Below are 26,199 nucleotides of genomic sequence, written 5' to 3' on the forward strand. Positions count from 1 at the left end.
GCCGGCCCGCGGACGGATGAGGCCAGGAGGTGGATGAGGCCAGGGAGTGGATGAGGCCAGAGGGTGGATGAGGTCAGGGTGGTGGATGAGGCCAAGGGGTGGATGAGGTCAGGGGGTGGCGATCATGACGGGGCCGGGCGGCAGCGCGAGGACGCGGCCCGCCTTCGCGGCCGCGACGTCGACGGTGACCAGGGCGGACCGCTTCTCGTCGAGGCGGGTGAGGACGTAGGCGGCGCCGCCGTCGGACCGGTGCAGGATCTCCCCGGGCTGGGCGCCGACCCGGATCGGCAGGCCGGCGCGGTCGGTCGCGGTGTCGATCCAGCCGATCGCGGGGACGTCGGTGCTGCCGTACACGTAGACCCGGCGGCTGTCCGGCGAGGCGCTGAGCCGCCAGGCGTTGCCGACGCCGGCCAGCGGGATCGTCGCCCGGATCCGGTCGGTCGCCACGTCGACGGCGACGACCGCGTCCTTGCAGAGGACGTAGAGCGAGCGGCCGTCCGGGGTGACCGCCAGCGCCGCGACCTTCCCGGGCATCGCGAGCGGCGGCCGCAGCGTGCCGTCGTAGGGGCCCACCCAGCGATCCGCCGCGACGTAGAGCTTCCGGCCGTCCGGGGCCGGCGCGATCTCCCGGGCGCCCGGGTGCAGCGGCACGTGCCGGGTGGTGCCGGCCGCGGTGTCCACGATGTCGAGCCGCGCCCCGGAGGAGGCCTTCCGCTGGGCCGGCTCCAGCACGTAGAGCACGCCGCCGGGGCCGCCGGCCAGCTGACCGGGCCGCCGGCCGGCCGGGATCGGCTCACCGGGGATGCCGGTGGCGAGGTCGACCGGCACGATCCGGGTGTCCTCACCGGGACCGGGCCGGGTCAGCACGGAGAGCGTCCGGCCGTCCGGGGAGACCACGCTCGCGGTGGCGCCGGGGAGCGGGACGTACGCCCGTACCCTGCGGGTCGCGGTGTCGATCAGGGTGACGCCGTCGATGTTGCCGATCACGGCGGTCCGCCCGTCCGGGGTGAGCCGGAACCAGTCCGCCTCGCCGGCCGGCACGGGTGAAGCCGGGCTGGTGCCGCCGGTCGCCGGGTCGAGCGTGGTGAGGGTCCCGGCGTCGGCGTCCAGGACGTGCACGAGCGGGGCCGGGGCGGCGGTGGCGGCGACGAAGCGGGCGCCGGGCGGTCCGGCGCTGCCCCGCAGCTGCATGCCGCCGACCGCGGCGATCATGAGCGCGATCACCGAGGCTGCCGCGAGGAGGGTGCGGCGGCGCGGGCCGCGCCGGCGGGGAGGGTACGCCGTGAGCGCCCCGTCCACGGCCGCCGTCTCCAGCTCGCGGCGCGCCGAGGTGGCCACGCCGAGCGTCTTCTGGATCTCGGCCGCCAGCGGGGCGCCCGGCTCGGTGTCGCCGACCACGTAGACCCCGGCGAGCTGCTCGGCGGTGAGGCCGGCCCCGGCGATCGTGGTGAGCAGTTCGCCGACCACCCGGCGCCGGCCCTCGGGCGTGTGCGGGACCAGCACCTTCGACGGGTCGCCGAGAAGGGTGAAGCCTGTCCTCGTACGGATCAGGATCGCCACCTCCGCGAGCGGCCCGCCCAGGGTGACCACCGCCGCGGCCCGCCGCCGCCGCAGGCCGGTGGCGACCGCGTGCGCGACCGCGACCGGTCCGATCAGGAACGACGGGGCGGACACCCCGGCGGCGGCCGCGGCCCTCGTCATGGCGGTCCGGTGCTCCTCGTCCCAGCCCACCGGGCAGATCACCGTGAGCCGGCGCGGCACCGGCGGCACCGCCTCCCGCAGCACCTCGGTGAACAGCCCGGACAGCGCGGCCGGCGTGGTCGACGCGGCGGCCGCGGTGTCCCGGTGCCGGACGGCCGGCAGGCCGCTCACCGTGTCGTCGTCGATCGCCAGCGTGATCCGCCCGGCGCCGAACCGGATGACCAGGCTCGGTCCTGCCAACGTCGCCTCCCCTGTAGCTCTCGCCCGGGACAACGGAGACTGACCACTGGCGGTGGTGGGTAACACTGAGGGCCATGTTCCTTTTGTTCGGTCTCAGCACGAAGGACCACCTCGTCGGCACCCACCTGATGACCTGCGAGATCTGCGGGTGGCAGGCGCCTCAGCAGCTGTTCAAGCGCAGCACGAGGTTCACCCTGTTCTTCATCCCGCTCTTCCCGGTGAAGGCGGCGAAGCACTTCATGGTGTGCGGGCACTGCCGCGGCTTCCGGCCCGCCGACCCGCACCGGCTCGGCGTGCCGGCCTAGACCGGTCCCGGCCCGCCCCGGCCCGCGAACTCACTCCTTCGATACGCATAAAAGCCGCCCTTCCGGGTAGCCGCTCCTGCGTCCGCCCATCGAAGCTGCTTGGAGGAATCGTGACGAACACCGGCGACGTGATCGACATCCTGATCGCCGATCACCGCGATGTGACCGCCCTGATCGGCAACATCCGGTCGGTGCAGGATCCGATGATCCGACGCGACCTGACCGACACCGCGATCAGCGAGCTGGTCCGGCACGCGGTCGCCGAGGAGATGTACGTCTACCCGGCGATGCGCGACCACCTCCCGGACGGCGACAAGGCCGTCGAGCACGACGTCGAGGAGCACAAGGAGCTCGAGGAGACGATGAAGCGCCTCGAGGACGTCGACGTGTCCTCGCCCGAGTTCGAGGAGGCGCTGAACCGGCTCGAGGCGATCCTCGCCGACCACATCCAGGACGAGGAGAGCGAGCACTTCCCGCAGCTGCGGCAGCACGTGCCCGCGGAGAAGCTGGTCGAGCTGGCCGGCAAGGTGGAGACCGCGAAGAAGCTGGCGCCGACCCGGCCGCACCCGTCGGCGCCGAACGCCGAGCTGTTCCACAAGCTGGTCGGCCCGGGCGTCGGCCTGGTGGACCGGCTGCGCGACAAGCTGACCGGCCGCGCTACGAAGTAGGCTGGATCCAGTCGAAGGTGCGCTCCACCGCGCGGCGCCAGTTGGCGTACTCGGTGGCGCGCACCCCGGGATCCATGGCCGGCAGCCACTGGCCGGCGATGTGCCAGTTGCGGCGCAGCCCGTCCAGGTCCGGCCAGTGGCCGACCGCGAGACCGGCCGCGTACGCGGCGCCCAGCGACACCGTCTCCACGGCGAGCGGGCGGACCAGCGGCACGTCGAGCACGTTCGCGATCATCTGCATGAGCAGGTTGTCGGCGGTCATCCCGCCGTCCACCTTGAGCGTGCGCAGGGCGAGGCCGGAGTTCGCGTTCATGGCGTCGACCACCTCGCGGGTCTGCCAGGCGGTCGCCTCGAGCACCGCCCGGGCCAGGTGACCCTTGGTGATGTACGAGGTCAGCCCCACGATCACACCGCGGGCCTCGCTGCGCCAGTAGGGTGCGTACAGGCCGGAGAAGGCCGGGACGATGTAGCAGCCGCCGTTGTCCGCGACGGTCCGCGCCAGGGTCTCGATCTCCGGGGCGCTGGAGATCAGCTCCAGCTGGTCGCGGAACCACTGGACCAGCGAGCCGGTGATCGCGATCGAGCCCTCCAGGGCGTACGCGGCCGGCTCACCGGCGATCCGGTAGGCCACCGTGCTGAGCAGGCCGTTCTCCGAGCGGACCAGCTCGGGGCCGGTGTTCAGCAGCAGGAAGCTGCCGGTTCCGTACGTGCACTTCGCCTCGCCCGGGGTGAAGCAGGTCTGCCCGAAGAGCGCGGCCTGCTGGTCGCCGAGCGCCGCGCCGATCCGCACCCCCGGGAACGCGGCGGTGGCCGTGCCGAAGACGCCGACCGACGGCCGCACCTCGGGCAGCATGGCCGCCGGGATGCCGAAGAACGCCAGCGACTCCGGCGACCAGCCGAGGGTCCGCACGTCGAGCAGCATGGTCCGGCTCGCGTTGGTCACGTCGGTGACGTGCAGGCCGCCGGTGAGGTTCCAGATCAGCCAGGTCTCCATGGTCCCGCAGAGCACCTCGCCGCGCTCCGCGCGCTCGCGCAGGCCCGGCGTGTGGTCCAGCGTCCACTTCAGGCGCGGGCCGGAGAAGTACGTCGCCAGCGGCAGTCCCGACCGCTCCTCCAGCTCCTTGGCGCCGGGGCGGGCGGACAGCTCGTGGACCAGCCCGTCGGTGCGGGTGTCCTGCCAGATGACGGCCCGGCCGACCGGCACGCCGGTGTCCCGGTCCCAGATCACCGTGGTCTCCCGCTGGTTGGCGATGCCGAGCGCGGCCACCTGGTCGAGCCCGATCCCGGCCCGGCGCAGCACCCGGGGCGCGAGCCGCTCCACGTTGCGCCAGATCTCCATGGCGTCGTGCTCGACCCAGCCGGGCTTCGGGAAGTGCTGCTTGTGCTCCTGCTGGGCGAGGGAGACGAGCTGCCCGCGCCGGTCGAAGACGATGCAGCGGGTCGAGGTGGTGCCCTGGTCGATCGCGACCACGTATCGCTCGGTCATCGGGCGGCTCCCAGGTCTCGCGACACGGCGCGGGCCGCGTCCCGGACATTGGTGATCAGATGCGGGTGCGGGCGGTATCGGCTGTCGCAGAGCCGTTCGACCGGGCCGGAGATGCCGATCGCGCCGACCACGAGTCCCCCGTACCCCCGGATCGGGGCCGCGATGGCCGCCTGGCCGAGCGTCATCTCCTCGATCTCCACGGCCCAGCCCGCCTCGCGGACGCCCTCCAGGGCGGACGCGAGAGGCTTCGGCTCGGTCAGCGTCTTGCGGGTGAACCTCTCCAGCTCACCGGGGGCCGCCGTGGCGCCGCCCGCCCGGTACGCGAGCAGCACCTTGCCCAGGGCGGTGGCGTGCAGCGGCAGCAGCGTGCCGACGTCGAGCGTCTGGAAGGTGTCGTCCGGCCGGAAGACGTGGTGCACGACGAGCACCCGTCCCTCCAGGACGGTGCCGATCCGTACGGATTCGCCGCTGCGCGCGGCGAGCGGGTCGGCCCAGTTGATCGAGCGGGAGCGCAGCTCGTTGATGTCGAGATAGCTGGTCCCGAGGTGCAGCAGGGCGCCGCCGAGCTGGTACTGCCCGGAGTTGCGGTCCTGCTCGACGAACCCGACGAGCTGGAGGGTGCGCAGGATGCCGTGGGTGGTGCCCTTGGCCAGGTCGAGGGTGCGGGCGATCTCGCTGAGCCCGAGCCGGCCCGGCCCACCGGCGAGCGTCCGCAGGATCGCGGCCGCTCGTTCGATCGCCTGCACGGTGCCCGGCATGTTTCGCACTCTATGCCACTGTGTGACGACTCGCCGTGGTCGATTGTTCGACAATGCCGACCGGCGTTCATTGCCCCTTTTCGATCGCCTTCCTAGCGTCCCAGCTATCGGAAGCAGGGAGGGAGCATGGCTCAACGACCGAAGATTCCCGGAATCGCCGGCGAGTTCCTCGCGGAGTTCGCCGGCACGATGATCCTCATTCTGTTCGGTGTCGGCGTGGTCGCCCAGGTGGTGGCGGCCGGCATCGGGGACCACGACAGCATCGCCTGGGCCTGGGGCCTGGGCGTCACGTTCGGCGTCTACGTCGCGGCGCGGATCAGCGGCGCGCACCTCAATCCCGCGGTCACCATCGCGCTCGCCGTCTTCAAGGGCTTCGCGTGGAAGAAGGTGGCCCCGTACATCGTGGCCCAGTTCCTCGGCGCCTTCGTCGCCGCGCTGCTGGTGCGCTGGAACTACACCGAGGCCCTGCACGCGGCGGACCCCGGCCTGACCATCAAGACGCAGGGTGTCTTCTCCACCCTGCCTGGCAACGGCACGCTGCCGTTCGACGAGTGGGGCGCGTTCCGCGACCAGATCATCGGCACCGCGATCCTGCTGTTCCTGATCCTCGCGGTCACCGACGTGCTCAGCACGCCGCCGCAGGCCAACCTCGCGCCGTTCATCATCGGCCTGATCGTCGTCGGCATCGGCATGGCGTGGGGGACCGCCGCCGGGTACGCGATCAACCCGGCCCGTGACTTCGGGCCGCGGCTCGCCAGCTACCTGACCGGCTACGAGGACGCGTTCCGAGATCAGACGGGGTATCTCTATTTCTGGGTGCCGATAGTCGCGCCGATCATCGGTGGAATCATCGGCGCGGGCCTGTACAAAGTTCTGGTCGGACGCTTCCTTCCGTCGGAGGAGCCTCCGGAGCCGGGCAGGATACCGACACCCCGTGGTGACGAGAACGTGGAGGCACACCGTGGCTGACTTCGTCGGCGCAGTCGATCAGGGTACGACCAGCACCCGGTTCATGATCTTCGATCACCGTGGCAACGAGGTGGCCCGCCACCAGCTCGAACACGAGCAGATCCTGCCGCAGGCCGGGTGGGTCGAGCACAATCCGATCGAGATCTGGGACCGGACCGTCTCGGTGGTGCGGACCGCCATGCAGAAGGCCAACCTGTCGGCGAGCGACCTCGCCGCGGTCGGCATCACGAATCAGCGCGAGACCGCGGTGGTGTGGGACCGGCGCACCGGGCGGCCGTACTACAACGCGATCGTGTGGCAGGACACCCGGACCGACCGGATCGCCTCGGCGCTCGACCGGGACGGGCGCGGCGACGTCATCCGGCGCAAGGCCGGGCTGCCGCCGGCCACGTACTTCTCCGGCGGCAAGATCCAGTGGATCCTGGAGAACGTCGAGGGGGTGCGGGAGGCGGCCGAGCGCGGCGACGCGATCTTCGGCAACACGGACAGCTGGCTGCTCTGGAACATCACCGGCGGGACCAACGGGGGCCGGCACGTCACCGACGTGACGAACGCGAGCCGGACCATGCTGATGAACCTGGAGACCCTCGACTGGGACGACGAGCTGCTGTCGTTCTTCGACATTCCGCGGCGGATGCTGCCGGAGATCCGGCCCTCGTCCGACCCGACCGGGTACGGCGTCGCGCACGTCGACGGCCCGCTCGGCGGCGACGTGCCGATCACCGGCGACCTCGGCGACCAGCAGGCCGCGACGGTCGGCCAGGTCTGCTTCGCCCCGGGCGAGGCCAAGAACACCTACGGTACGGGCAACTTCATGCTGCTCAACACCGGGACGAACCTGGTCCGCTCGGAGAACGGGCTGCTCACCACGGTCTGCTACAAGTTCGGCGACGCCGCCCCGGTCTACGCCCTGGAGGGCTCGATCGCGGTCACCGGCTCCGCCGTGCAGTGGCTGCGCGACCAGCTGCACATCATCCACGACGCGGCCGAGAGCGAGTCGCTCGCGGCGCAGGTCCAGGACAGCGGCGGCGTCTACTTCGTGCCGGCGTTCTCCGGGCTGTTCGCGCCGTACTGGCGTTCCGACGCCCGGGGCGCGATCGTCGGCCTGTCCCGCTACAACACCAGCGCGCACATCGCCCGGGCCACCCTCGAAGCGATCTGCTACCAGACCCGGGACGTCGTCGACGCCATGGCGCAGGACTCCGGCGTCACCCTCGACGTGCTCAAGGTGGACGGCGGCATCACGGCCAACAACCTCTGCATGCAGATCCAGGCGGACGTGCTCGGCGTCCCGGTGAGCCGCCCGGTGGTGGCCGAGACCACGGCGCTCGGCGCCGCGTACGCGGCCGGCCTCGCGGTCGGCTTCTGGAAGTCCACCGACGAGCTGCGCGAGAACTGGAACGAGTCGCAGCGCTGGCAGCCGGACTGGTCGCGGGAACAGCGCGAGCAGGGCTTCGGCAAGTGGAAGAAGGCGGTGCAGCGAACCCTCGACTGGGTGGATGTGGACTGACGATGACTACTGCCCTTTCTCCGTCATACCGGGACGCCGCGATCGCCGCGCTGGCCGGCGCCGAGGTGGACGTGCTGGTGATCGGTGGGGGAGTGGTGGGGGCGGGTTGCGCGCTCGACGCGGTCACACGGGGATTGACCGTGGGCCTCGTCGAGGCGCGCGACTTCGCCTCCGGCACCTCCAGCCGGTCCAGCAAGCTGATCCACGGCGGGCTGCGGTACCTGGAGATGCTGGACTTCGGGCTGGTGCGCGAGGCGCTGCGGGAGCGGGGACTCATCCTGCAGCGCCTCGCGCCGCACCTGGCCCGCCCGGTCCGGTTCCTCTACCCGCTCAAACACCACGGCTGGGAGCGCCTGTACGCCGGTGCGGGCGTCACCCTCTACGACGCGATGGCGTGGTCGCACGCGCTGCCGCGGCATCGCCACCTCACCCGGCGCGGCGCGCTCCGGGTCTGCCCGGCCCTGCGCAAGGAATCGCTCGTCGGCGCGCTCCAGTACTACGACGGGCAGCTCGACGACGCCCGGCACACGATGTTCCTGGCCCGCACCGCGGCCGCGTACGGCGCGCACGTCGCCTCGCGGACCGAGGTGGTCGGCTTCCTGCGGGAGGGCGAGCGGGTCACCGGCGTCCGGGTCCGCGACCTCGAGCACGACCGGACGTTCGAGGTCCGCGCCCAGCAGGTGATCAACGCGTCCGGGGTGTGGACCGACGACACCCAGTCGCTGGTCGGCGAGCGCGGGCAGTTCCACGTCCGCGCCTCGAAGGGCATCCACCTGGTGGTGCCGCGGGACCGGATCCAGTCCTCGACCGGGCTGATCCTGCGGACCGCCACCAGCGTGCTCTTCGTGATCCCGTGGGGCCGGCACTGGATCGTCGGCACCACCGACACCGACTGGAACCTCGACAAGGCGCACCCGGCCGCGTCCAGCAAGGACATCGACTACCTGCTGCGCGAGGTCAACAAGGTGCTCTCCACGCCGCTCGACCGGGCCGACGTGGAAGGCGTCTACGCCGGTCTGCGGCCGCTGCTCTCCGGCGAGTCCGAGTCGACCTCGAAGCTGTCCCGGGAGCACACGGTGGGCAGCCCGGTGCCGGGGCTCGTCGTGGTGGCCGGCGGGAAGTACACGACGTACCGGGTGATGGCCCGGGACGCCGTGGACGCCTGCGTGCACAGCCTGGGCCGGACCGTGCCGCGCTGTGTCACCGACACGGTGCCGCTGCTCGGCGCGGAGGGGTACCCGGCGCTCTGGAACCGCCGGGGCATCCTCGCCGCGTCCTCGGGCCTGCACGTGGCACGGGTCGAGCACCTGCTCGGCCGGTACGGGACGCTCATCGCCGAGGTGCTCGACCTGATCCGGGACGACCCGGACCTGGGCCGGCCGATCGAGGGGGCCGAGGACTACCTGCGGGCCGAGTTCGTCTACGCGGCCGCGGCCGAGGGCGCCCGGCACCTCGTGGACGTCCTGGCCCGGCGGACCCGGATCTCCATCGAGACGTTCGACCGGGGAGTGGTCGCCGCCCCGGAGGCGGCCGAGCTGATGGGCCGGGTGCTGGGGTGGACACCCGAACAGCGGGACCGGGAGGTGGAGAACTACCGGCTGCGCGTCGAGGCGGAACGGGCCTCGCAGGAGCAGCAGGACGACGAGACCGCGGACGCGGCGCGATTGGGCGCGCCTGACGTCGTACCCGTGCGGTTGGGATCTTGATTTTGGGGTTCTCCCCGGCGGCGGCTCACCGAGCCGCCGCCGAACGTCCCGGGCCGGACCACCGATCATCAGGCGAAGGCACCGGATCGTGCGGCTGCTTCGATCGGCGCGCGTGGATAGCGTGGGAAGGGTGCCTCCGAAGACGGCGGACCTGGGCCTGATCGGTCCTGTGCCGGCGCCGGCCGACCGCCGGCGACCGTGGCGGGCACTCGCGCTGATCGCGCTGCTCGGGGCGGCGGTCCTGCTGGTCCCGGCCCTCCGCCGGGACGCCTCGCCGCCGCCGCGGGCGCCCGCCCCCACCTGGGCCCGTGTCGCTCCCGCCCACCCGGTGTCCTACCGGATCGCCTACCTCGACCAGGCGCTGGTCGTGGCGGGGTGCGCGCTCGTGCCCGTCGATCTCGACGAGCCGCGGGTGCGGGCCGGCGACGAGGTCGCGGACGTCGCCGTGAAACCGCACTGCGACGCGGCTGCCGCCTCCGCGTCGGCGGAGATCCTGCCGCTGGCCGGCGTCATCGGCGCCGAGGTGGTCGCGGCGCCGGCCTCCGCGGGCCGGTGCGCCGACGTGATCCGGCGCAGCCCGCTGCCGGCCGGGCGGGTCGGCGTGCGGAAGGGCGACGTGCTGTGCCTGCTCACGGCGCGGGTCTCGCCTCTCGCGCCGCGGCTCACGCAGAAACTGGTGGTGCTGACGGTCACCGGGGCCGGCGCCCGGGTGTCGCTGCTGGTCTCGGCCTGGGCGGTCCTGCGCTGATCGCTTTCAGTCGTTGTCGTCCTCAGTCGTTGTCGTCGGGGTGCTGCTTCGTGACGCTGCGGCGGATCAGGCCGCTCGTGATCGCCGCGGCGAACTGGAGCAGGAAGGCGGCGGAGGTGACCAGGAACGCCCAGCGCAACACCGTGGCGTCGGTCCCCTCGTACACGGCCAGGGGTTTCGGCTGCACCAGGCCGGCCGGCTGGTAGACGAGCGGGCCGCGCAGCGCCGCGTCGTCCTCCTCCTTGCGCTTGATCTCCAGGACCGTGCCGTCCGGGCAGCGCAGCACGTGCTCCCAGTCGTTGCCGAACATGTCCGCGCCGATCTGCTCGACCCGGACCGTCGCGCAGGTCGCGGTCCTGCCGTCCAGCGCCAGGAGCGAGCCGGCGCCCCCGCCGGCCGCGCCGGCCAGCAGGAAGACGGCGATGAAGAACCCGGTCAGGTGGAACACGCCGCCGCGCAGCAGCCGGCCGGTCGCGGACGTCCAGTAGATCGCCACCATGATGGACACCGCGAAGATCGCGAAGCCGGCCACGGCCTGGAGGAGGCTGCCGAAGTCGAGGAAGAGCAGCGCCGCGACGACGGCCGTCATGATCAGGGTGACCACGACGCACTCGAGGATCCGCCAGATCCAGGCCCTACGTCGTTGCTGCTCCCGGGCGGCGGCCACTTCGGCACGGACGGTGTTCATGTCAGCACGATACCGAGCGGCCGCCGCTCCTGATCACTTCCAGGTGTCGCTCATGCGTCCGGTTTCGTCGATCGGGCTGGGTGCCTAGACCATGGCGGGCTCGCGCTCCTCCGCGCCGGCCTCGAGCGTCCTCAACCGCCGGGCGAACGTCTTCGTCGTGGTCCAGAGCTTGAACACCAGCAGCGCCTCGAACGCCGCGAGCAGCACCGACGACACCACCGTGGTGATGACGATCTGGCCGATGACCGGGCCGACGATGAAGACGAACATCATGAACTCGATGCCGCTGAACACGTGCGCCCGGATGCGCTGCCGCAGCAGCATGTTCCGGATGCGCACGAACAGGCTGAACCGTGTCCGGAAGTCACCGTGCACGTCGACGGTCGCCTGCGTGGGATCCGCGTCCGGGTAGGCGTTGGCGACCGGCGTCTCCTCGTCGGTCTCCTCGACGTACTCCGGCCTCTTCGTGCCCGCCGCCTGCGCCGCCGCGAGCAGCTGCTCCTTCATGGAGAGCTTCACCCGGGACATCTGCAGAGCATTCAAGTACCGGAACATGTCCATGAAGATCACGAGCGTCGCGAGCAGGGGATAAACCACCTCTTCGGTACGCATGTACTGCCCGCCGAACAGTCCGATCGCACAAGCGAGGACCCTCAACCGGTCGAACACGTAGTCGAGCCACGTCCCGAACAGCGACCCCGTCCCGTTGAGCCGGGCGATCTTCCCGTCCATGCAGTCCAGCACGAAGCTCAGGTGGTAGAGCACCGCGCCCGCCACCAGCCACGTGTAGTCCTGTCGCCAGAAGCAGTACGCCGAACCCAGCCCCACCAGGAACGCGCCGAACGTCAGCCGGTTCGGCGTGACCCATCGCCACGGCGCCACCAGCCACACCAGCCGTGCCGCCAGCGGGTCGACCAGCCAGACGGTCCACCAGGCATCCCGGCGTTTGTACGTGCGCTCGCGGATGGTCGCCAGCGTCGGTCGTTGTGCCATGCCGTATCTCCACCGTCGGACCGCAGGGACGTGAACAGGTGGCGGCGGTGACCTGGACGGCATCGAAGCAATACATGCACATATGGCGACCCCCGCGCTCGGGAGACATGATCTATGAAGTCGCGGAGAGTATCCAGCCCATCTTCAGCCAACCACCAGCGACGGGGCCGAAACCCCCCGGAGTCGCCGCATTAATCCCGATTTCACAGGACAGCGGAGTGTTTTCAAGACTGATACAGCGAGTAATCGCCCGAGACATGTAGCCCCTCGAAGATCTCCCCTATGAACCCACCCGACCGTTCCCAGCCCACTCCACCCGAGCCGCCCTCGTCGTCGCAGCGCCCTCTCTTCCCGCGTCCGCTGGTCTCACGCCCTCTCCTCTCGCGCTCGTTCTTTTCGCGCCCTCTTTTCGCGCGCCCTCTTTTCGCGCGCTCGCTTTTTTCACGCTCGCTTTTTTCGCGCTCGCCCTCGCCGCATCCGCGGTGGCGGCCACCCCATCCGCGGGCGGCGCACTGGGCCGCTGAACTGATCGACGTAGCCGCGGTGTTCTTCGCGGTAGGCGCCGTCCACCTCTTCGTCACCCTGCTCGGCGAACGAGCCCACGGCGAGACGATGCTGCTCGCCAGCGCCGCCATCCTCTGCACCGGCGCCCTCCTGCGCCGCCGCTGGACCACGACCCGCCGCCGCTGGACGACCACCCGCCACCACCGGCCCCAAGTCCCGCAACGCCAGTCGTCCCTTCCCGACCTCCTCGCGTTCCCAGCCCGCGATCGGGAGCTCATGCGCCTGCGCACCACGCTCCCCGACCGCCCCGGAACGCTGGCCGCCCTCAGGGACGCCTCGCCGCCCGCGGCATCAACATCCTCGCCGTGCAGATCCACCCGGGCGAACGCGGCGCAGTGGACGAACTCCTGGTAGCCGTACCCCGCGACCTCACCCCCGCCGATCTCGTCGCCACGGTGCGCGCCGGTGGTGGCGAGGACCCCGAGGCGAGCCGGGCCGACGTCCACGACCTGGTGGACCCCGCAACCCGAGCCCTGACCATCGCCGCCGAGGTGGCAGCCGGCCACACCACCGCGGGCGAGGCGGTCCACCGCCTCCTGGGTGCGGAACTGGCCGCCGACGCCGGATACGCCGACCCCCACGCCGCACCACTGCGCGGCCCCGGAGGCGTCCCGCTCTACCTGATCCGCTCATCGCCCCTCCTGACTCCCACCGAGATCTCCCGAGCCCAGGCCCTGGTCGACCTGTGCGCCCACATGACCCCGCCCCACCCGTCGAGCAGTCCTCTCACGCGTCACGGAACCTGAAGACCACCACCGCGATCCCGAGTGCCGTGAGCGTCCACATCACCGCCGCCGGCTCGAACCGTGGCGCGTCCGGCAACCAGAACGCCCCGTCCGGAAGCGCGGCGCTGACCAGAGGCACCGCCACGAGGTACGCACCGAGCGCCGTCCCCGCCGCCCCGACCCCGTTGCGGACGACCACACCGATCCCCGAGGCCGCCAGCGTCACCAGCACGAGATAGCCGGCACCACCCGGCTCGCCGGCGGTGACCGCGACGAGGCCGGCGATCGGAACCGTGAACAAGACCAGCACCACCACCTTGGACAGGATGAGCGGCAGCCGTCGCGGCATGGCCAGCAGCGTCGCCCGGATCTGCCCGCCCCGATCGTGCTCCTGAACCGCCGCCAGCACCCCGAGCACCAGGAAGCCCGCCTGCGTATGAACCAGCACCGACCCCGGCAGTTCGACGAGCCGCAGCAGCGCGGTCACCGCCCAGGTCAGCAGCGCCGTGGTCCACAACGACGGCAGAGTCAGCAGCTTCCCGGCCTCCGCTCGCAGCAGCCACACGACGTGGCCGGCGCCCCCGCTCGTCCGCCCACCCGCGTCGATCACCTCAGCCGCCCCGCTCATGCGTCCCGCCGCCGGAACAGGACGGCGGCGATCGCCAGCAGCCCGGCCACCCACGTCGTCATCACCGCGCCCGCGGTCACCGGCCCGATCTCGACCGGGACGTCGATGCTCCGCAAGAACATGTGCGCCCCCACGATGTCCGGCAGATAGGCCGCCCACGGCGTCACCTTCGTCAACAGGTAGGACAGCGACACCACCGTGCTGTTCACGACCAGCACGGCCAGGGTGACGATCCCGTTCCGCGTGAGCAGGGTGATCGCGGAGGCCAGCAGCCCGATCAACACCCAGTAGAGCACCGCGGCCGCCACCCGGCCCGGCGTCGGCGCGGGAACGAGCGACCCGTGCACCTGCTCGGTCAGCACCAGCGTCGCCGCCGCCGTGATCGTCCCTTGCACCCCGGTCACCAGGCTGAGGGCGATCCCCTTGGCGGTCAGCAAGCGGATGCGCCGCGGTGCGGCGAGCAGTGTGGCGCTCATCTGCCGGGCGCCCGGGGTGTCGTCCCCGGTGGGCGTGTATTCACTGCTCACCACCACGACTCCGAGGATCATCGCGCCGAGCAGGCCGATGCCGAGGTATTGGAAGCCGATGTCGGACGGGTCCTGGGTCAGCCCTTCCGCGACCGCGCTCCGGGCCGCCGACGCGTTCAGCACCACGAGCGCCGGCGCGGCGAGGAGTCCCAGCACGATCCCGATCCAGGCGGTCGGCAGACCGAGGAGCTTGCGGAGCTCGGCGTGGACGAGGCTCACCACGGCCCACCACCCGCATGCCCGTCCCGCGAGGAGGCGCCGTCCGCCCGGTGGCCGCCGGCGGTCAGCGCGAAGAACGCGTCCTCCAGTGTCGGATGCCCGGCAGTGACCTCCTCCACCGTTCCCCGCGCCACCACCCGTCCCCGATCGATGATGACCACGTCGTCGGCGACCCCGGCCAGCTCGCCCATGAGATGACTGGAGAGAAGCACGGTGCGGCCCTCATCGGCGCTGGACCGCAGGAACTCGCGCATCCAGCGGATCCCGCCCGGGTCCAGCCCGTTGATCGGCTCGTCCAGCACGAGCACCGGCGGATCCCCGAGCAGGGCGGCCGCGAGCCCGAGTCTCCGGCTCATCCCGAGCGAGAACCGGCCCGCCCGCTTGCGCGCCTCGCCCGCCAGATCGACCAGCTCGAGGACCTCGTCAACCCGGGACCGTGGCAACCTGTTGCTCGCGGCCAGCCAGCGCAGATGGGCGCGCGCCGAACGGGCGCGATGTGCCCCGCTGCCGTCCAGCAGCGCGCCGGCCACGGTGAGCGGGCGCGGCCACTCCTCATATCTCCGGCCATTCACCAGCGCCGTGCCGCCGCGTGCCCGGTCGAGCCCGAGCAGCACGCGCAGAGTAGAGGTCTTGCCGGCGCCGTTGGGGCCGAGGAAACCCGTCACGCGGCCGGGCCGCGCCTCGAAGGAGACGTCGTGCAACCGGCCCGGACGGCTGAGGTGGTCGATGGCGATCATTGCCCCAGTCAACCGGCGTCGATGATCGAACACATCGGACCTGGATCGCATCTTTCGCCGCGGGCTCGGACCAGGGTCTGATGAAACGGGTTCCGAGCAGCGACGATGCGCTCGGAACCTTCCGGCCGGGCGGGCCCGGGAGCGCCTCAGCGAGGCCATATCAGACCAGGGTCTGAGAGCTAGAGTCGGCCGGGTGCAAGCGAATCCCCGCCCCACATGGCGGACCCGGGCAGTCCCGGTCGTCGGCGCCGTCGCCACGGCGCTGGTGCTCGCCATGTGCACGGTCGGCACGTCCGGCCCGCTCACCACCGTGATCCCGTCGCTCATCGGCGGCACCGCGGTCGCCGTGGTGCTCTGGGCCGTGCGGCGCTGGCGGGCCGACCGGGCCGACTACGAGCGCCGGCTCACCGAGTGGGCGGCGGCCGAGGCGGTTCTGGCCGAGCGCCTGCGGATCGCGCGTGATCTGCACGATCTGGTGTCGCACGGGCTGGGCCTGATCACCGTGCGGGCGGCGGCCACCCGTCATCTGCCGGCTTCATCGGAGGTGCGTGACGCGCTCGACGACATCGAGGAGACCAGCCGCCACGCGACCGGTGAGCTGCGGCGCATGCTGACCGTCCTGCGCGATCCGTCGGAGGCCGGCCCGCGTACCCCGCTGGAAGATCTCCATGCACTGCCCGAGATCGTCCGGGCGGCGGAGGCCGCAGGCCTGCGGCCGCGGCTCGCCGCGGATCCGCTGGGTGTGGTCACGCAGGGCGTGCAGGTTGCGGTCTGCAAGACGGTACGCGAAGCGCTGAGCAACGCGGCCCGTCATGCCGGCCCGACTTCCGTCGATGTCCGATTGTGCAGAGACGGCCCCTTCGTGGTGGTGAGCGTCGCCGACGACGGACCCGCGGCGGGTGGCTGGCACGCCGTGCCCGGTGCCGGCCACGGCCTGTCCGGCCTGCGCGAACGCATCGACAGCCTGGGCGGCACCCTGACCGCGGGCCCGTCCGGCGACGGTTTCCGCCTGACAGCCCGAATTCCCGACACGCCACCTACCGGCAGCCGCGCCTTCACCCCCGACGCTCATGGCGCTGGAGTCCGGGCTGCCGAGGTCGGTGCGGCGGTCCGGACCGGCGCCGCCTCCCTTGCGTCGGACGTGAGCGGGCCGGGTGCGGGTTCCGGCGCGTCGGACGTGAGCCGGCCGGGCGTGAGTTCGGGTGCGTCAGGCGCGTGTGGTCCGGGCGCTGGTCCGGGCGCTGGTGCGAGCGCGGGTTCGGGTGCTTCGGGCTCGGGTGGGCGCGGCTCCGAGAGCACGGGTGGCAGGGCATGACGCGCGTGCTGCTCGTGGACGATCAGTCGCTGCTGCGGCAGAGTCTGGCGGTCATCATCGACAACGAGCCGGATCTGACCGTGGTGGGGCAGGCCGGTGACGGGGTTGAGGCGCTGCTGCAGGCCCGGGCCACGCGACCCGATGTCGTGCTCATGGATGTGCGTATGCCTCGTGTCGACGGACTCGAGGCGACCCGGCGGATCTGTACCGATCCGGTGCTGCGGGATTGCCGGGTGCTGGTGTTGAGCATGTTCGAGCTTGATGAGTACGTATATGAGGCGCTGCAGGCCGGGGCTTCCGGTTTCCTGCTGAAGGACGCTCGGCCGGAGGTGCTCGCCGATGCGGTCCGGCGTACTCATCGGGGTGAGTCGCTCTTCGCGCCGTCGATCCTGACCCGGCTCGTGGCGCACTATGTGTCGGCGCCCCGGCCGGAACGGCTCGCTGACGTGCTCCGGCACCTCACCCGCCGGGAGGTGGAGGTGCTGGCGTTGATCGGGAAGGGCCAGTCCAACGAGGAGATCGCGGACTCCCTGGGCATCTCGATCAAGACGGTGAAGTCGCACATCACCCATCTGATGGCGAAGCTCAAGGCCCGCGATCGTGCTCAGCTGGTGATCGCGGCCTTCGACACCGCCCTGGTCCAGCCGCGTCCGGTGTGAGAGGAGGGCCGAGCATGAGAACGGAGATCAGCACTTCATCCACTCGATGTGGTAAACGGTCTCCAGACTCGCATCCGCCGAGTCCATGGTGATCCAGTTGGTGACCTGCTCGTCGGCGTTCGCGCCGTTGACCTTCAGCTCGGTGTTGACGTTCAGGTAACGCTTGTCGCCACAGGGCAGGAACGACTCGGAGGTCAGCTCCACGCGATCGCTGCGCTGCCATTCCTCGTCGAGGTGGCCCTTGAATTCGTGCCTGATCTTCGTGGTGTGCTGCTCGCCCTGGAAGTAGTAGAACGCCGTCTCGCTGGCGGTGACACCTTCCTGGAGGCTGGCGTATCCGCGGTAGTCGGCACCGGCCACGGCATACGTGTAACCGGAGGGAACGAGGACGTCGAGTTGAAGCTGACAATTCTTGCGGAAATCGATCGCCTTGGCTTCCGGGCCGACCTGGGCGAGGAATTTGCTGTACGACACGGTGAACGCCTTGTTGTCCGGCGAGACGGTCACCTCGGCGCTGCCTTTCGGGCAACCGGATCCCATCGCCGTCACCACGTCGATCACCATTTCGCTGCTGGGAGGTGGTACCGCGGTCCAGGTCAGTGACGATACGGCCAGGGCGCCGGCGGCGAGCGCGGTCAGCATGAAGAACTCCTCGGATGAGTGGAGGTGTGGATGGGATCGGATGGCCGGGGTGCGGCCGGGCCGGTGGTGACGTGTCGAAAAAGGCGCTTCAAAACGTACGATCACGGGCTTGGAAAGCGCAGCGAATAGCGCAACCAACCCGCTTGCCGGTGGCGCACCCGGCCGGTTTATTGACCGTCCGGGCGCATCGAGCCCGGACGTCCGGACAGATATTCCGGAAACGCCGGACATGATGGGGTGGCGATGGTAGGCACGTGACGATGGTCGACAGCGATCGCCGCCGATGCCAGTGTGAGGGCATGACTGACATCGATGAGGCGGAGATCAACAAAGCGAAGTTCCTGGAGGCGTTCGGGCGGTTCGCGGAGGGCGACACTGACGTGCTGTTCGAGATTCTGCGAGAGGATTTCGTGTCGCATACGCCCGGTGCTCCGGCGGGCCGGGATGCCTGGATCGAGTTCATCAAGAACTCGCCGATCGCCAGCGCGGAGATCGGGATCGAGCACGTGATCGCGGATGACCAGTTCGTGGTGGCGCACTATTCGCTGACGGCCGGCGAGGTGCGCGAGGCCGTCGTGGACATCTGGCGCTTCGAGGCCGGCCTCATCGTCGAGCACTGGTCCGTGACCGAGTTGTTGACGCCGCAGCCCTGAGGGCGAGGGCGACGGCGGGAGAACGAAGGGCGCGAGGAGGGGAAGCGCCTCGGCGGTTCGGCTTCGGCCACAACTCGGCCTGGTGGGCGCGGAGCAGGGCCTCGCGCTCGGGGGAGTCGGCGTAGCGGGTGAAGGCGAGCACCGCCGAGCCGGTTTTCAGCAGGCGGTCCAGGTGATGGGGCCGGGTCCACCTCGATCACGGGCACGGTCGGCAGCCGGTCGCCGGGTGCGATCATCCGCCTTCGCGGTCCCGCGGTTGGGGGACGGCCAGATCGATGACGGTCACATTGCCTACTGGGAGGATAGGGTATGTAGGGGGTGTTACGAGGCTTCGACGTGGGTAGCCGTGGTTCATGGACGTGGTGGTTGCCGGGCAGCTCGCCCGTGATCTGGTGTTGCTCGTGGACGAGGTGCCGGAGGCCGGGACGTCGGCGGACGCGCGGCTGCGGCGGGAGATGCTCGGCGGGAAGGGCGCGAACCAGGCCGTCGCCCTGGCGCAGCTCGGGGCGCGACCGGTTCTGATCGCTGTTCGGGGTGACGATCGGGTCGGCGAGGAGCTGATCGCGCAGGCCGAGCGGGACGGGATCGACGTCGGGTACGTGGCGTGCCGTGAGGGCGTCGCGACCGGGCTCATCGTGGAGGCGCTCGACGCCGGCGGCGGGTGGCGTTATCTGCAGCATCTGCCGGAAGAGGTACTGCTCACCGAGGCGGACATCGACGCGGCCGCGCCGGCGCTGCGGGCGGCCGACGCCGTGCTCGTGCAGCTGCAGCAGCCCGGGCCGGCGGCGCTGGCGGCCGCCCGGTACGGCCGGGAGGGCGGGGCGCTCGTCGTCCTCGACGGGGAACTGCCTGCTCGCGAGCGTGATCGGCTGATCGCGCTGGCCGACGTGATCCGCGCCGACGAGAAGGAGGCGGCAGCGCTCGGCAACGTCGAGGGTCCGCTCATCATGATCGCCAAGTCGGACGGGAACGTCGTGCGGTGGAAGGGCGGCGAGGAGTTCATCCCGCTGACCGACGAGAAGGTCGTCGACACCACCGGCGCCGGGGACGCCCTCACCGCGGCGCTGACCGTGGGCCTGCTGCGTGGCATGTCGCCGATCGGGGCCGGGCGATTCGCGGTGGCCGCGGCCGGCGCCACCGTGGGACACCCGGGCGGACGGCCGGATCTGGGGGAAATGAGCAGCCCGCATTAATCGGTGGTCGATCGGAAAGGGGCGCGCTAATCTTCCCGGCATGTTCTTCGCGCCCGGTCTGCAGCTGCCCCTCGTGGCGGCTCCCGCGCGCACCCAGAATCCCGCTCGCCTGCACGATTCCGCTTGCAAGCACACTCCCGCTCGCCTGCACATCACCGCTGATTCGCGAATCTGACCCTTCCCCACCAGCAGCAGAGCCCAGGGGAAGGGTGGCCGCACGCTGCGCGGTTCTGGCGCGCCCCGGCTGGCATCGGGGCTCGTAACACCCCCACGCCTCGCATCCAGTGAGGAAGAGACAATGGCCAAGAGCCAGTTCATCAGGACCAAACCGCACCTCAACATCGGTACGATGGGGCACGTCGACCACGGCAAGACCACATTGACCGCCGCCATCACCAAGGTTCTCGCGGAGCGCGACCCGGCAACCAACCGGTACGTCGCTTTCGAGGGGATCGACAGGGCGCCGGAGGAGGCCGACCGCGGGATCACCATCACCATCTCGCACGTCGAGTACGAGACCGCGACCCGGCACTACGCGCACGTGGACATGCCGGGCCACGCCGACTACGTGAAGAACATGATCACGGGGGCGGCGCAGGTGGACGGCGCGATCCTCGTCGTGTCGGCGCAGGACGGCTCGATGCCGCAGACGCGGGAGCACGTGCTGCTCGCGCAGCGGGTCGGCGTGCCCTACCTCGTGGTCGCGCTCAACAAGGCGGACGCCGTCGACGACCCGGATCTGCTCAACCTCGTGGAGCTGGAGGTCCGCGAGCTGCTGTCCGAATACGGTTTCCCCGGCGACGAGGTTCCGGTGGTCAGGGTGAGCGCGCTGAAGGCGATCGAGGGTGACGAGCGCTGGGAGCGGAGCATCGCCGACCTGCTCGACGCGGTGGACGGTTATGTCCCGATTCCGCCGCGTGAGCTGGGCGAGCCGTTCCTCATGCCGATCGAGAACGTGCTGACCATTTCCGGTCGCGGCACGGTCGTGACCGGCAAGGTCGAGCGCGGTGAGCTGCGGGCCGGCGAGCCGGTCGAGATCGTCGGGCTGGGGGAGACCGTCGGCAGTGTCGCGACCGGACTGGAGACGTTCGGCAAGGTGCTCGAGTCGGCGCAGGCCGGCGACAACGCGGCGATCCTGCTGCGCGGCGTCAAGCGCGAGCAGGCGCAGCGCGGCCAGGTCGTCGCGGCGCCGGGAAGCGTGCGCCCGCACCGGATCTTCCGGGCCCGGATGTACGCGCTCACGGCAGCGGAGGGTGGTCGTCACACGCCGTTCGAGGCGAACTACCGCCCGCAGTTCTTCCTGCACACCACGGACGTGTCCGGCGGGATGGACCTCGGGGGTCGTGACCTGGTCATGCCGGGGGACACGCTCGACGCCGTGACGGTCACGCTCGGTAAGCCGGTGGCGCTCGAGCCGGGCATGGGCTTCGCGGTCCGCGAGGGCAACCGCACGGTGGCGGCCGGCACGGTCACCGCCGTGATCGACTGACGCACAAGGAAGGCCGCCACGCGAGGAAGGCCGCCACGCGAGGAAGGCCGGCACGCGAGGAAGGCCGGCACGCAAGGAGAGGTGGCCCGGCAGAAGCCGGGCCACCTTCTCAACAACGCTCAAAGAGCCTTGAAGCGCCGCAGCCGGAGGCTGTTCGTCACCACGAAGACCGAGCTCAGGGCCATGGCCCCGCCCGCGATCATCGGGTTGAGCAGTCCCGCCGCGGCCAGCGGGATGGCGGCCACGTTGTAGGCGAAGGCCCAGAACAGGTTGCTCTTGATGATCCGCAGCGTGCGCCGGGAGAGCCGGATGGCGTCGGCCGCCGCGGTCAGGTCGCCCCGGATCAGCGTGAGGTCGGACGCCTCGATCGCCACGTCGGTGCCGGTGCCCATCGCGAGACCGAGATCGGCCTGGGCCAGGGCGGCCGCGTCGTTCACGCCGTCGCCGGCCATCGCCACGACCCGGCCCTCGGACTGGAGGCGCTTCACGACCGCCACCTTGCCGGCCGGCAGCACCCCGGCGATCACCTCGTCGATGCCCACCTCCTCGCCGACGGCCCGGGCGACGGTCTCGTTGTCGCCGGTCAGCAGGATCGGGCGCAGTCCCAGCGCGCGCAGCCGGCCCACCGCGGCGCGGCTCGTCGGCTTCACCGCGTCCGCGACGGAGAGAACGCCGCGGGCCGCGCCGTCCCAGCCCGCCACGATCGCGGTCCGGCCGGCCGCCTCCTCCGAAGCGACGGCCTCCTTCACCGCCGCCGGGATCGTGAGACCCTCCCGCTCCAGCAGCGCGAGCCGACCGGCGGTGACCCGGTGACCGGCGACTTCCCCCCGTACACCCAAGCCCTCGAAGCTGGTGAACCCACTCACCGGAAGTGGATCACTCAGCCCGGCCGCGATCGCCGCGGCGATCGGATGTTCCGACGCGGCCTCGGCAGAGGCCGCGAGGCGGAGCAGCTCGTTCGCGTCCTCACCCGGCGCCGGAATCGTCGCCGTCAAGGTCATCGCGCCGGTCGTCACGGTGCCGGTCTTGTCCAGCACGATCGTGTCGACCCGCCGCGTCGACTCGAGGACCTCGGGCCCCTTGATCAGGATGCCGAGTTGCGCGCCACGACCGGTTCCGACCAGCAGCGCGGTCGGGGTGGCAAGACCCAGAGCACAGGGACAAGCGATGATGAGTACGGCGACAGCCGCCGTGAAGGCGGCCGTCCACCCCGAGCCCGTCCCGACCCACCAGCCGAGTGTGGCGACCGCCAGCGCGATCACGACGGGCACGAAGACGCCGGAGATGCGGTCCGCGAGACGCTGCACCTCGGCCTTCCCGGACTGCGCCTCCTCGACGAGCCGGGCCATCTGCGCGAGCTGCGTCTCGGCGCCGACGCGGGTGGCGCGGACGATCAGCCGGCCGCCGGCGTTCACGGTCGCACCCGTCACCGGCGTGCCCGGACCGACCTCGACCGGCACGCTCTCCCCGGTCAGCATGCTCATGTCGACGGCCGAGGAACCCTCCTCCACCAGGCCGTCCGTGGCGATCTTCTCGCCCGGGCGGACGACGAAGAGATCGTCGCGCCGGAGGTCGCCGACCGGGATCCGGACCTCCCCGCCGTCCCTGATCACCGTCACGTCCTTGGCGCCCAGCTCCAGCAGCCTGGTGAGGGCCGCGCCCGCCCGGCGCTTCGACCGGTGCTCGAAGTAGCGGCCGGCCAGCAGGAAGGTGGTCACCCCGGCGGCGGCCTCGAGATAGATGTTCCCGGCGCCGTCGGTGCGCTCGACGGTGAACTGGAACGGGTGCGTCATGCCCGGCTCGCCGGCCGTGCCGAAGAAGAGCGCCCACAGCGACCAGCCGAACGCGGCGAGCGTGCCGAGCGAGACGAGGGTGTCCATGGTCGCGGCGCCGTGTCTGAGATTGATCGCGGCAGCGCGGTGGAACGGGTAGCCGCCGTAGACCACTACCGGGGCGGCGAGGGTGAGGCTCAGCCATTGCCAGTAGTCGAACTGCCAGGCGGGGACCATGGCGAGGAGGATGACCGGGATGCTGAGAGTGATCGAGACCAGTAGGCGCGTACGCAATGGGTCTGATTCTTCGGTTATTTCGGGTTTTTTCTCTTCTGCTGCTGTATATCCGGTCTTCTCCACCGTGGCGATGAGATCCGCGGTGGTGACCTGGCCGTCGACGGTGACCGTGGCCTTCTCGGTGGCGTAGTTGACAGTGGCGGTCACGCCGTCCATCCGATTCAGCTTCTTCTCGATGCGCGAGGCGCAGGAGGCGCAGGTCATCCCGCCGATGGCCAGCTCTATCCGGTTCATGACGGGGCTCCTCACTTGTGCGCGTGCCCGGTATCGGCGGTGAACTCGGCGGTGTGCACCTCTCCGTCGTGCTGGAAGTCCAGATAGAGACGGTAGACCCCGGCCGACGGGACCTCCGCGTGGAAGGCCAGGCCGTCCGGGTCGGTCGGGTGCACGTGCAGGTAGGCGAGGTCGCCCTCGCGCAGGGCCACCAGGTGCCCGCGGGCGCCGAGGTAGGGCTCGGTCGTGATCTTCTTGCCGTCCCTGGTGACGGTGAAGCCGACGTCCCCCGTGGTGAAGTCGCCGTCGAGCGTCACCCGGTAGCCGTCCACGTCCGCTACCCGGGCCGGGTGCGGGAGCTGCTCCGGCCGGTAGTCGCCGGGTGCCGGGACGTCGGCCCCCAGCGTCAGGTCGTGGCCGGCCGTCTCGAAGTCGGCGAACACCCGGTACTGGCCCGGCGCGCCCGCCCTCAGCGGAACCGACCAGATGCCGGCGGCGTCGCGGGTCGGGTGAACGTGCTGGTAGTGCGCCAGGTCGCGGCGGACCACGATGAGGTGGAGCTCCTTCTCGTGGCTGACCGTGTAGTCGGTGACGGGGTCGCCGTGCTCGTCCAGGATCCGGAACTGGAACGGCTTCGCGGCGCTCGTGCCGAGGGTCGTCGTGATCGTCTCCAGGCGGTATCCGTCCTGGGTGATCTGGAGTCCGGCGGGCTGCGCATCCGTTTCGTGGCTGTCGCCGTGCCCGCCCGGAGCCGTCGTGGCGGGCGCTCCTGCGGTGGCTTTCGTTCCGGCGTGGGCCGGCTCGGCGTGGGCCGGCTCGGCGGGCGCTGCCGGCTCGCCGTGGGCCGCGGCGCCGGCGTGGGTCGGCTCGGCCGGCGGGGGCGTGCCGTCCGGGCCGATCGCGGCGCCGGCGCCCGCCGACACTCCGAAGATCGCGATCAGCCCGGTGGCGTAGGCGGCCAGTTTCACCGCTGTCCTCACGGTGTCACCGCCAGTTCGTAGCCCGCCTCGTCGACCGCCGCCGCGACGGCCTCCCGGTCCAGCGGTTCCTCGCTCGTGACCGCGACCGCGCCGGACGCGAGATCGACCTCGACGGCCGTGACGCCCGGTAGGCGCCCCACCTCGGCGCTGACGGAGCTCACGCAGTGGTTGCAGGTCATGCCGGTCACGGAGTACGTCGTCGTCTGCATGCCCTCAGCGTACACATACCCGGTAGGGGTATCGCAAGCATCGGACTGGTGTGTCCCGGCGCTCACTGGATATACCCCTGGGGGGTTGTACCATGTCTGCCATGACCAACCCCGCTCCGACCCGCGGATACACCGCCACCAAGGACAACCTGCAATCACGGCTGCGCCGCATCGAGGGCCAGGTCCGGGGGATCGACCGCATGGTCGAGGACGACCGCTACTGCATCGACATCCTCACCCAGATCTCGGCGATCCAGGCCGCGCTCGACAAGGTGGCTCTGGGGTTGCTCGACGGGCACGCCCGGCACTGCATGCACGAGGGGGCGCAGGAGGGCCGCGCCGACGAGATGGCGTCCGAGTTGATGGCCGCCGTCGGACGCCTGATGAAGCGGGGCTGACGACCTAGCCTCCTAGGACGCTGAAAGGGGCGCCGCCCGTCAAGAGCCGTGGATCGGGGCGGTCAAGTCGGTCAGCGGGGCTCCGGAGCCGCCCCAGGAGAGGGCCACCATCTCGGCGGCGATGGCTACCGCTGTCTCCTCCGGGGTGCGGGCTCCCAGGTCCAGGCCGATGGGGGCGCGGAGCCGGGAGAGGGCCGCGTCGGGGACGCCGGCTTCGCGGAGGCGTTGTACGCGGTCTTCGCAGGTTCGGCGGCTGCCCATGGCGCCGATGTACCGGGCGGGGGTATGCAGGGCCACCTGGAGCAGGGGGATGTCGAACTTCGGGTCGTGGGTGAGGACGCAGAGGACGGTTCGCTCGTCGACCTCGGTGGTCTCCAGGTAGCGGTGCGGCCACTCGACGACGATCTCGTCGGCCTCGGGGAAGCGGGCCGGGGTGGCGAACACCGGGCGGGCGTCGCAGACGGTCACGTGGTAGCCGAGGAACCTGCCGATCCGGGCCACGGCCGCCGCGAAGTCGATCGCCCCGAAGACGATCATGCGGGGTGGGGCGGCGTAGGACTGGACGAATACCTCGCGGTCGCAGGCCTGCACGATCGCGGAGCGGCCGTGGGCGAGGAGGCCGGCCGCCTGCTGGGCCGCCTGCCGATCCAGCTCGGGGTCCCCGAGAGAACCCGAGACGGACGAGGGCCAGACCACCATCTGGGCGTCCGGGACGGTCACGGTGGCGACCGGGTGGCCGGCCGCGATGGCCCGCAGGACCTCGTCGGGATCGGTCAGGGCGGACGACGGCTGGATCATGACTTCGATCGTTCCGCCGCAGGTCAGGCCCACTTCGAAGGCGTCGCCGTCGCTCACCCCGTACACCTGGGTCTGGGCTTTGTGGGTCTCCAGGACCTCCTGCGCGGCCGCGTAGACGGCACCCTCGACGCAGCCGCCCGAAACACTGCCGATGACCTCGCCGGACGCGTTGACGGCCATCGCCGCCCCCGGCTGCCGGGGCGCGGACCGCCAGGTGTTCACCACCGTCGCCAGGGCGAACTCGGTGCCCGCGGCGCGCCAGGCGAGCAGGCCGTCGACGATGTCACGCATGCTCGAACGATCCGCGATCTTCACGGGAGAGTCAAACGCTGATTAAGAGAACGCTTAGGTCGGTGTTGACATTGGACGCTCGCGGCGTGAGGGTTTCTCGCGAATTCGCGGGAGGTGC

General features: G+C 71.0%; 27 protein-coding genes. 14 read left to right on the top strand and 13 right to left on the bottom strand.

All coding sequences use genetic code 11. The annotated features are described in order from the left end of the window. Positions 1 to 108: 108 nt before the first annotated feature. On the bottom strand, positions 109 to 1,941 hold the full coding sequence (locus AB0G10_RS27390; RefSeq protein ID WP_360927511.1) for a YncE family protein: 1,833 nt from the start codon (positions 1,939 to 1,941) through the stop codon (positions 109 to 111). Positions 1,942 to 2,015: 74 nt separating this feature from the next. Between AB0G10_RS27390 and AB0G10_RS27395 the strand changes: the two genes are divergently transcribed. Both AB0G10_RS27395 and AB0G10_RS27400 read left to right on the top strand, forming a co-directional pair. Then, on the top strand, positions 2,016 to 2,246 hold the full coding sequence (locus tag AB0G10_RS27395) for a zinc ribbon domain-containing protein (RefSeq protein WP_360927514.1): 231 nt from the start codon (positions 2,016 to 2,018) through the stop codon (positions 2,244 to 2,246). 110 nt (positions 2,247 to 2,356) lie between these two features. Further along, positions 2,357 to 2,914: a hemerythrin domain-containing protein gene (locus AB0G10_RS27400; protein ID WP_360927517.1), complete on the top strand. Its 558-nt coding sequence runs from the start codon at positions 2,357 to 2,359 to the stop codon at positions 2,912 to 2,914. Here AB0G10_RS27400 and glpK (AB0G10_RS27405) read toward each other — a convergent pair. Both glpK (AB0G10_RS27405) and AB0G10_RS27410 read right to left on the bottom strand, forming a co-directional pair. After that, positions 2,904 to 4,400 (bottom strand): glycerol kinase GlpK, encoded by a 1,497-nt coding sequence (gene glpK / locus AB0G10_RS27405; protein ID WP_360927519.1) that lies wholly within the window; start codon positions 4,398 to 4,400, stop codon positions 2,904 to 2,906. The genes AB0G10_RS27400 and glpK (AB0G10_RS27405) overlap by 11 nt on opposite strands. Then, positions 4,397 to 5,158, bottom strand: coding sequence for an IclR family transcriptional regulator (locus AB0G10_RS27410; protein WP_360927522.1), 762 nt, complete (start codon positions 5,156 to 5,158; stop codon positions 4,397 to 4,399). Before AB0G10_RS27410 ends, glpK (AB0G10_RS27405) begins: the two co-directional genes overlap by 4 nt. A 126-nt stretch (positions 5,159 to 5,284) precedes the next feature. On the opposite strand from AB0G10_RS27410, the gene AB0G10_RS27415 reads away from it, so the two are divergent. The 4 genes from AB0G10_RS27415 to AB0G10_RS27430 all read left to right on the top strand — a co-directional run bounded on the left by AB0G10_RS27415 (position 5,285) and on the right by AB0G10_RS27430 (position 10,091). Further along, positions 5,285 to 6,127 carry an MIP/aquaporin family protein gene (locus tag AB0G10_RS27415; protein ID WP_360927525.1) on the top strand — a complete coding sequence of 281 codons (843 nt, stop codon included), beginning with the start codon at positions 5,285 to 5,287 and terminating at the stop codon, positions 6,125 to 6,127. Further along, positions 6,120 to 7,637, top strand: coding sequence for a glycerol kinase GlpK (gene glpK, locus AB0G10_RS27420; protein ID WP_360927528.1), 1,518 nt, complete (start codon positions 6,120 to 6,122; stop codon positions 7,635 to 7,637). Before AB0G10_RS27415 ends, glpK (AB0G10_RS27420) begins: the two co-directional genes overlap by 8 nt. Before the next feature lie 2 nt (positions 7,638 to 7,639). Further along, entirely contained in the window at positions 7,640 to 9,343 is a 1,704-nt protein-coding gene (locus AB0G10_RS27425; protein ID WP_360927531.1) for a glycerol-3-phosphate dehydrogenase/oxidase, read from the top strand. A 130-nt stretch (positions 9,344 to 9,473) separates the two neighbouring features. Next, on the top strand, positions 9,474 to 10,091 hold the full coding sequence (locus AB0G10_RS27430; RefSeq protein ID WP_360927534.1) for a hypothetical protein: 618 nt from the start codon (positions 9,474 to 9,476) through the stop codon (positions 10,089 to 10,091). A 22-nt stretch (positions 10,092 to 10,113) separates the two neighbouring features. On the opposite strand, the gene AB0G10_RS27435 is transcribed toward AB0G10_RS27430, so the two are convergent. Together AB0G10_RS27435 and AB0G10_RS27440 are read right to left on the bottom strand one after the other, a co-directional pair. After that, positions 10,114 to 10,779, bottom strand: coding sequence for a hypothetical protein (locus AB0G10_RS27435; protein WP_360927537.1), 666 nt, complete (start codon positions 10,777 to 10,779; stop codon positions 10,114 to 10,116). Between the two features lie 84 nt (positions 10,780 to 10,863). After that, positions 10,864 to 11,772, bottom strand: coding sequence for a CDP-alcohol phosphatidyltransferase family protein (locus AB0G10_RS27440; protein ID WP_360927540.1), 909 nt, complete (start codon positions 11,770 to 11,772; stop codon positions 10,864 to 10,866). 543 nt (positions 11,773 to 12,315) lie between these two features. On the opposite strand from AB0G10_RS27440, the gene AB0G10_RS27445 reads away from it, so the two are divergent. Together AB0G10_RS27445 and AB0G10_RS27450 are read left to right on the top strand one after the other, a co-directional pair. After that, positions 12,316 to 12,690, top strand: a complete 375-nt coding sequence (locus AB0G10_RS27445; protein ID WP_360927543.1) for a hypothetical protein — start codon at positions 12,316 to 12,318, stop codon at positions 12,688 to 12,690. Beyond that, on the top strand, positions 12,642 to 13,082 hold the full coding sequence (locus tag AB0G10_RS27450; RefSeq protein ID WP_360927546.1) for a hypothetical protein: 441 nt from the start codon (positions 12,642 to 12,644) through the stop codon (positions 13,080 to 13,082). The genes AB0G10_RS27445 and AB0G10_RS27450 overlap by 49 nt, the downstream gene beginning before the upstream one ends. Here AB0G10_RS27450 and AB0G10_RS27455 read toward each other — a convergent pair. Genes AB0G10_RS27455 through AB0G10_RS27465 form a run of 3 tightly spaced genes read right to left on the bottom strand, consistent with a single transcriptional unit; the run spans position 13,063 to position 15,172 of the window. Next, a complete protein-coding gene (locus AB0G10_RS27455; RefSeq protein ID WP_360927549.1) occupies positions 13,063 to 13,689 on the bottom strand; it encodes a hypothetical protein in 627 nt (208 codons plus the stop codon). The two genes, AB0G10_RS27450 and AB0G10_RS27455, sit on opposite strands and share 20 nt — an antisense overlap. After that, the gene (locus AB0G10_RS27460; protein WP_360927552.1) at positions 13,686 to 14,435 is read right to left on the bottom strand and encodes a hypothetical protein; all 750 of its coding nucleotides are present in this window, start codon (positions 14,433 to 14,435) and stop codon (positions 13,686 to 13,688) included. The genes AB0G10_RS27455 and AB0G10_RS27460 overlap by 4 nt, the downstream gene beginning before the upstream one ends. Continuing rightward, positions 14,432 to 15,172, bottom strand: a complete 741-nt coding sequence (locus tag AB0G10_RS27465; protein ID WP_360927555.1) for an ATP-binding cassette domain-containing protein — start codon at positions 15,170 to 15,172, stop codon at positions 14,432 to 14,434. The genes AB0G10_RS27460 and AB0G10_RS27465 overlap by 4 nt, the downstream gene beginning before the upstream one ends. 193 nt (positions 15,173 to 15,365) lie before the next feature. On the opposite strand from AB0G10_RS27465, the gene AB0G10_RS27470 reads away from it, so the two are divergent. Continuing rightward, entirely contained in the window at positions 15,366 to 16,487 is a 1,122-nt protein-coding gene (locus AB0G10_RS27470) for a sensor histidine kinase (RefSeq protein ID WP_360927558.1), read from the top strand. Continuing rightward, positions 16,484 to 17,146: a response regulator transcription factor gene (locus tag AB0G10_RS27475; protein ID WP_360927560.1), complete on the top strand. Its 663-nt coding sequence runs from the start codon at positions 16,484 to 16,486 to the stop codon at positions 17,144 to 17,146. Before AB0G10_RS27470 ends, AB0G10_RS27475 begins: the two co-directional genes overlap by 4 nt. Before the next feature lie 27 nt (positions 17,147 to 17,173). Here the strand turns inward: AB0G10_RS27475 and AB0G10_RS27480 are convergent, their stop codons facing one another. After that, complete coding sequence (locus tag AB0G10_RS27480) at positions 17,174 to 17,788, bottom strand: DUF4360 domain-containing protein (protein ID WP_360927563.1); 615 nt, start codon at positions 17,786 to 17,788, stop codon at positions 17,174 to 17,176. Between the two features lie 260 nt (positions 17,789 to 18,048). Between AB0G10_RS27480 and AB0G10_RS27485 the strand changes: the two genes are divergently transcribed. The 3 genes from AB0G10_RS27485 (at position 18,049) to tuf (ending at position 21,123) form a co-directional block, all read left to right on the top strand. Then, on the top strand, positions 18,049 to 18,441 hold the full coding sequence (locus tag AB0G10_RS27485) for a nuclear transport factor 2 family protein (RefSeq protein WP_360927952.1): 393 nt from the start codon (positions 18,049 to 18,051) through the stop codon (positions 18,439 to 18,441). Between the two features lie 353 nt (positions 18,442 to 18,794). Then, positions 18,795 to 19,634 carry a PfkB family carbohydrate kinase gene (locus AB0G10_RS27490; RefSeq protein WP_360927565.1) on the top strand — a complete coding sequence of 280 codons (840 nt, stop codon included), beginning with the start codon at positions 18,795 to 18,797 and terminating at the stop codon, positions 19,632 to 19,634. A 298-nt stretch (positions 19,635 to 19,932) separates the two neighbouring features. Continuing rightward, positions 19,933 to 21,123 carry an elongation factor Tu gene (gene tuf, locus AB0G10_RS27495; RefSeq protein ID WP_360927568.1) on the top strand — a complete coding sequence of 397 codons (1,191 nt, stop codon included), beginning with the start codon at positions 19,933 to 19,935 and terminating at the stop codon, positions 21,121 to 21,123. Between the two features lie 119 nt (positions 21,124 to 21,242). Here tuf and AB0G10_RS27500 read toward each other — a convergent pair whose 3' ends face one another. Genes AB0G10_RS27500 through AB0G10_RS27510 form a run of 3 tightly spaced genes read right to left on the bottom strand, consistent with a single transcriptional unit; the run spans position 21,243 to position 24,594 of the window. After that, positions 21,243 to 23,426, bottom strand: coding sequence for a heavy metal translocating P-type ATPase (locus AB0G10_RS27500; protein ID WP_360927571.1), 2,184 nt, complete (start codon positions 23,424 to 23,426; stop codon positions 21,243 to 21,245). Positions 23,427 to 23,437: 11 nt separating this feature from the next. Continuing rightward, the gene (locus AB0G10_RS27505) at positions 23,438 to 24,385 is read right to left on the bottom strand and encodes a hypothetical protein (protein ID WP_360927574.1); all 948 of its coding nucleotides are present in this window, start codon (positions 24,383 to 24,385) and stop codon (positions 23,438 to 23,440) included. Beyond that, complete coding sequence (locus AB0G10_RS27510; RefSeq protein ID WP_360927577.1) at positions 24,382 to 24,594, bottom strand: copper ion binding protein; 213 nt, start codon at positions 24,592 to 24,594, stop codon at positions 24,382 to 24,384. The genes AB0G10_RS27505 and AB0G10_RS27510 overlap by 4 nt, the downstream gene beginning before the upstream one ends. Positions 24,595 to 24,695: 101 nt before the next feature. Here AB0G10_RS27510 and AB0G10_RS27515 point away from each other — a divergent pair, with 101 nt between their 5' ends. After that, positions 24,696 to 24,992, top strand: a complete 297-nt coding sequence (locus tag AB0G10_RS27515) for a metal-sensitive transcriptional regulator (protein ID WP_111647469.1) — start codon at positions 24,696 to 24,698, stop codon at positions 24,990 to 24,992. 39 nt (positions 24,993 to 25,031) lie between these two features. Here the strand turns inward: AB0G10_RS27515 and AB0G10_RS27520 are convergent, their stop codons facing one another. After that, the gene (locus tag AB0G10_RS27520) at positions 25,032 to 26,081 is read right to left on the bottom strand and encodes an XdhC family protein (protein WP_360927580.1); all 1,050 of its coding nucleotides are present in this window, start codon (positions 26,079 to 26,081) and stop codon (positions 25,032 to 25,034) included. Positions 26,082 to 26,199: the final 118 nt, after the last annotated feature.

The organism is Actinoplanes sp. NPDC023714 (assembly GCF_040639855.1).
GTDB lineage: Bacteria > Actinomycetota > Actinomycetes > Mycobacteriales > Micromonosporaceae > Actinoplanes.

Coding starts and splice junctions, on each gene's coding strand:
- AB0G10_RS27510 (WP_360927577.1), bottom strand. CDS start 24,594: ATGCAGACGACGACGTACTCCGTGACCGGCATGACCTGCAACCACTGC.
- AB0G10_RS27425 (WP_360927531.1), top strand. CDS start 7,640: ATGACTACTGCCCTTTCTCCGTCATACCGGGACGCCGCGATCGCCGCG.
- AB0G10_RS27480 (WP_360927563.1), bottom strand. CDS start 17,788: ATGCTGACCGCGCTCGCCGCCGGCGCCCTGGCCGTATCGTCACTGACC.
- AB0G10_RS27490 (WP_360927565.1), top strand. CDS start 18,795: ATGGACGTGGTGGTTGCCGGGCAGCTCGCCCGTGATCTGGTGTTGCTC.
- glpK (WP_360927519.1), bottom strand. CDS start 4,400: ATGACCGAGCGATACGTGGTCGCGATCGACCAGGGCACCACCTCGACC.
- AB0G10_RS27465 (WP_360927555.1), bottom strand. CDS start 15,172: ATGATCGCCATCGACCACCTCAGCCGTCCGGGCCGGTTGCACGACGTC.
- AB0G10_RS27435 (WP_360927537.1), bottom strand. CDS start 10,779: ATGAACACCGTCCGTGCCGAAGTGGCCGCCGCCCGGGAGCAGCAACGA.
- AB0G10_RS27520 (WP_360927580.1), bottom strand. CDS start 26,081: ATGCGTGACATCGTCGACGGCCTGCTCGCCTGGCGCGCCGCGGGCACC.
- AB0G10_RS27500 (WP_360927571.1), bottom strand. CDS start 23,426: ATGAACCGGATAGAGCTGGCCATCGGCGGGATGACCTGCGCCTCCTGC.
- tuf (WP_360927568.1), top strand. CDS start 19,933: ATGGCCAAGAGCCAGTTCATCAGGACCAAACCGCACCTCAACATCGGT.
- AB0G10_RS27475 (WP_360927560.1), top strand. CDS start 16,484: ATGACGCGCGTGCTGCTCGTGGACGATCAGTCGCTGCTGCGGCAGAGT.
- AB0G10_RS27410 (WP_360927522.1), bottom strand. CDS start 5,158: ATGCCGGGCACCGTGCAGGCGATCGAACGAGCGGCCGCGATCCTGCGG.
- AB0G10_RS27515 (WP_111647469.1), top strand. CDS start 24,696: ATGACCAACCCCGCTCCGACCCGCGGATACACCGCCACCAAGGACAAC.
- AB0G10_RS27455 (WP_360927549.1), bottom strand. CDS start 13,689: ATGAGCGGGGCGGCTGAGGTGATCGACGCGGGTGGGCGGACGAGCGGG.
- AB0G10_RS27395 (WP_360927514.1), top strand. CDS start 2,016: ATGTTCCTTTTGTTCGGTCTCAGCACGAAGGACCACCTCGTCGGCACC.
- AB0G10_RS27415 (WP_360927525.1), top strand. CDS start 5,285: ATGGCTCAACGACCGAAGATTCCCGGAATCGCCGGCGAGTTCCTCGCG.
- AB0G10_RS27485 (WP_360927952.1), top strand. CDS start 18,049: ATGGTCGACAGCGATCGCCGCCGATGCCAGTGTGAGGGCATGACTGAC.
- AB0G10_RS27440 (WP_360927540.1), bottom strand. CDS start 11,772: ATGGCACAACGACCGACGCTGGCGACCATCCGCGAGCGCACGTACAAA.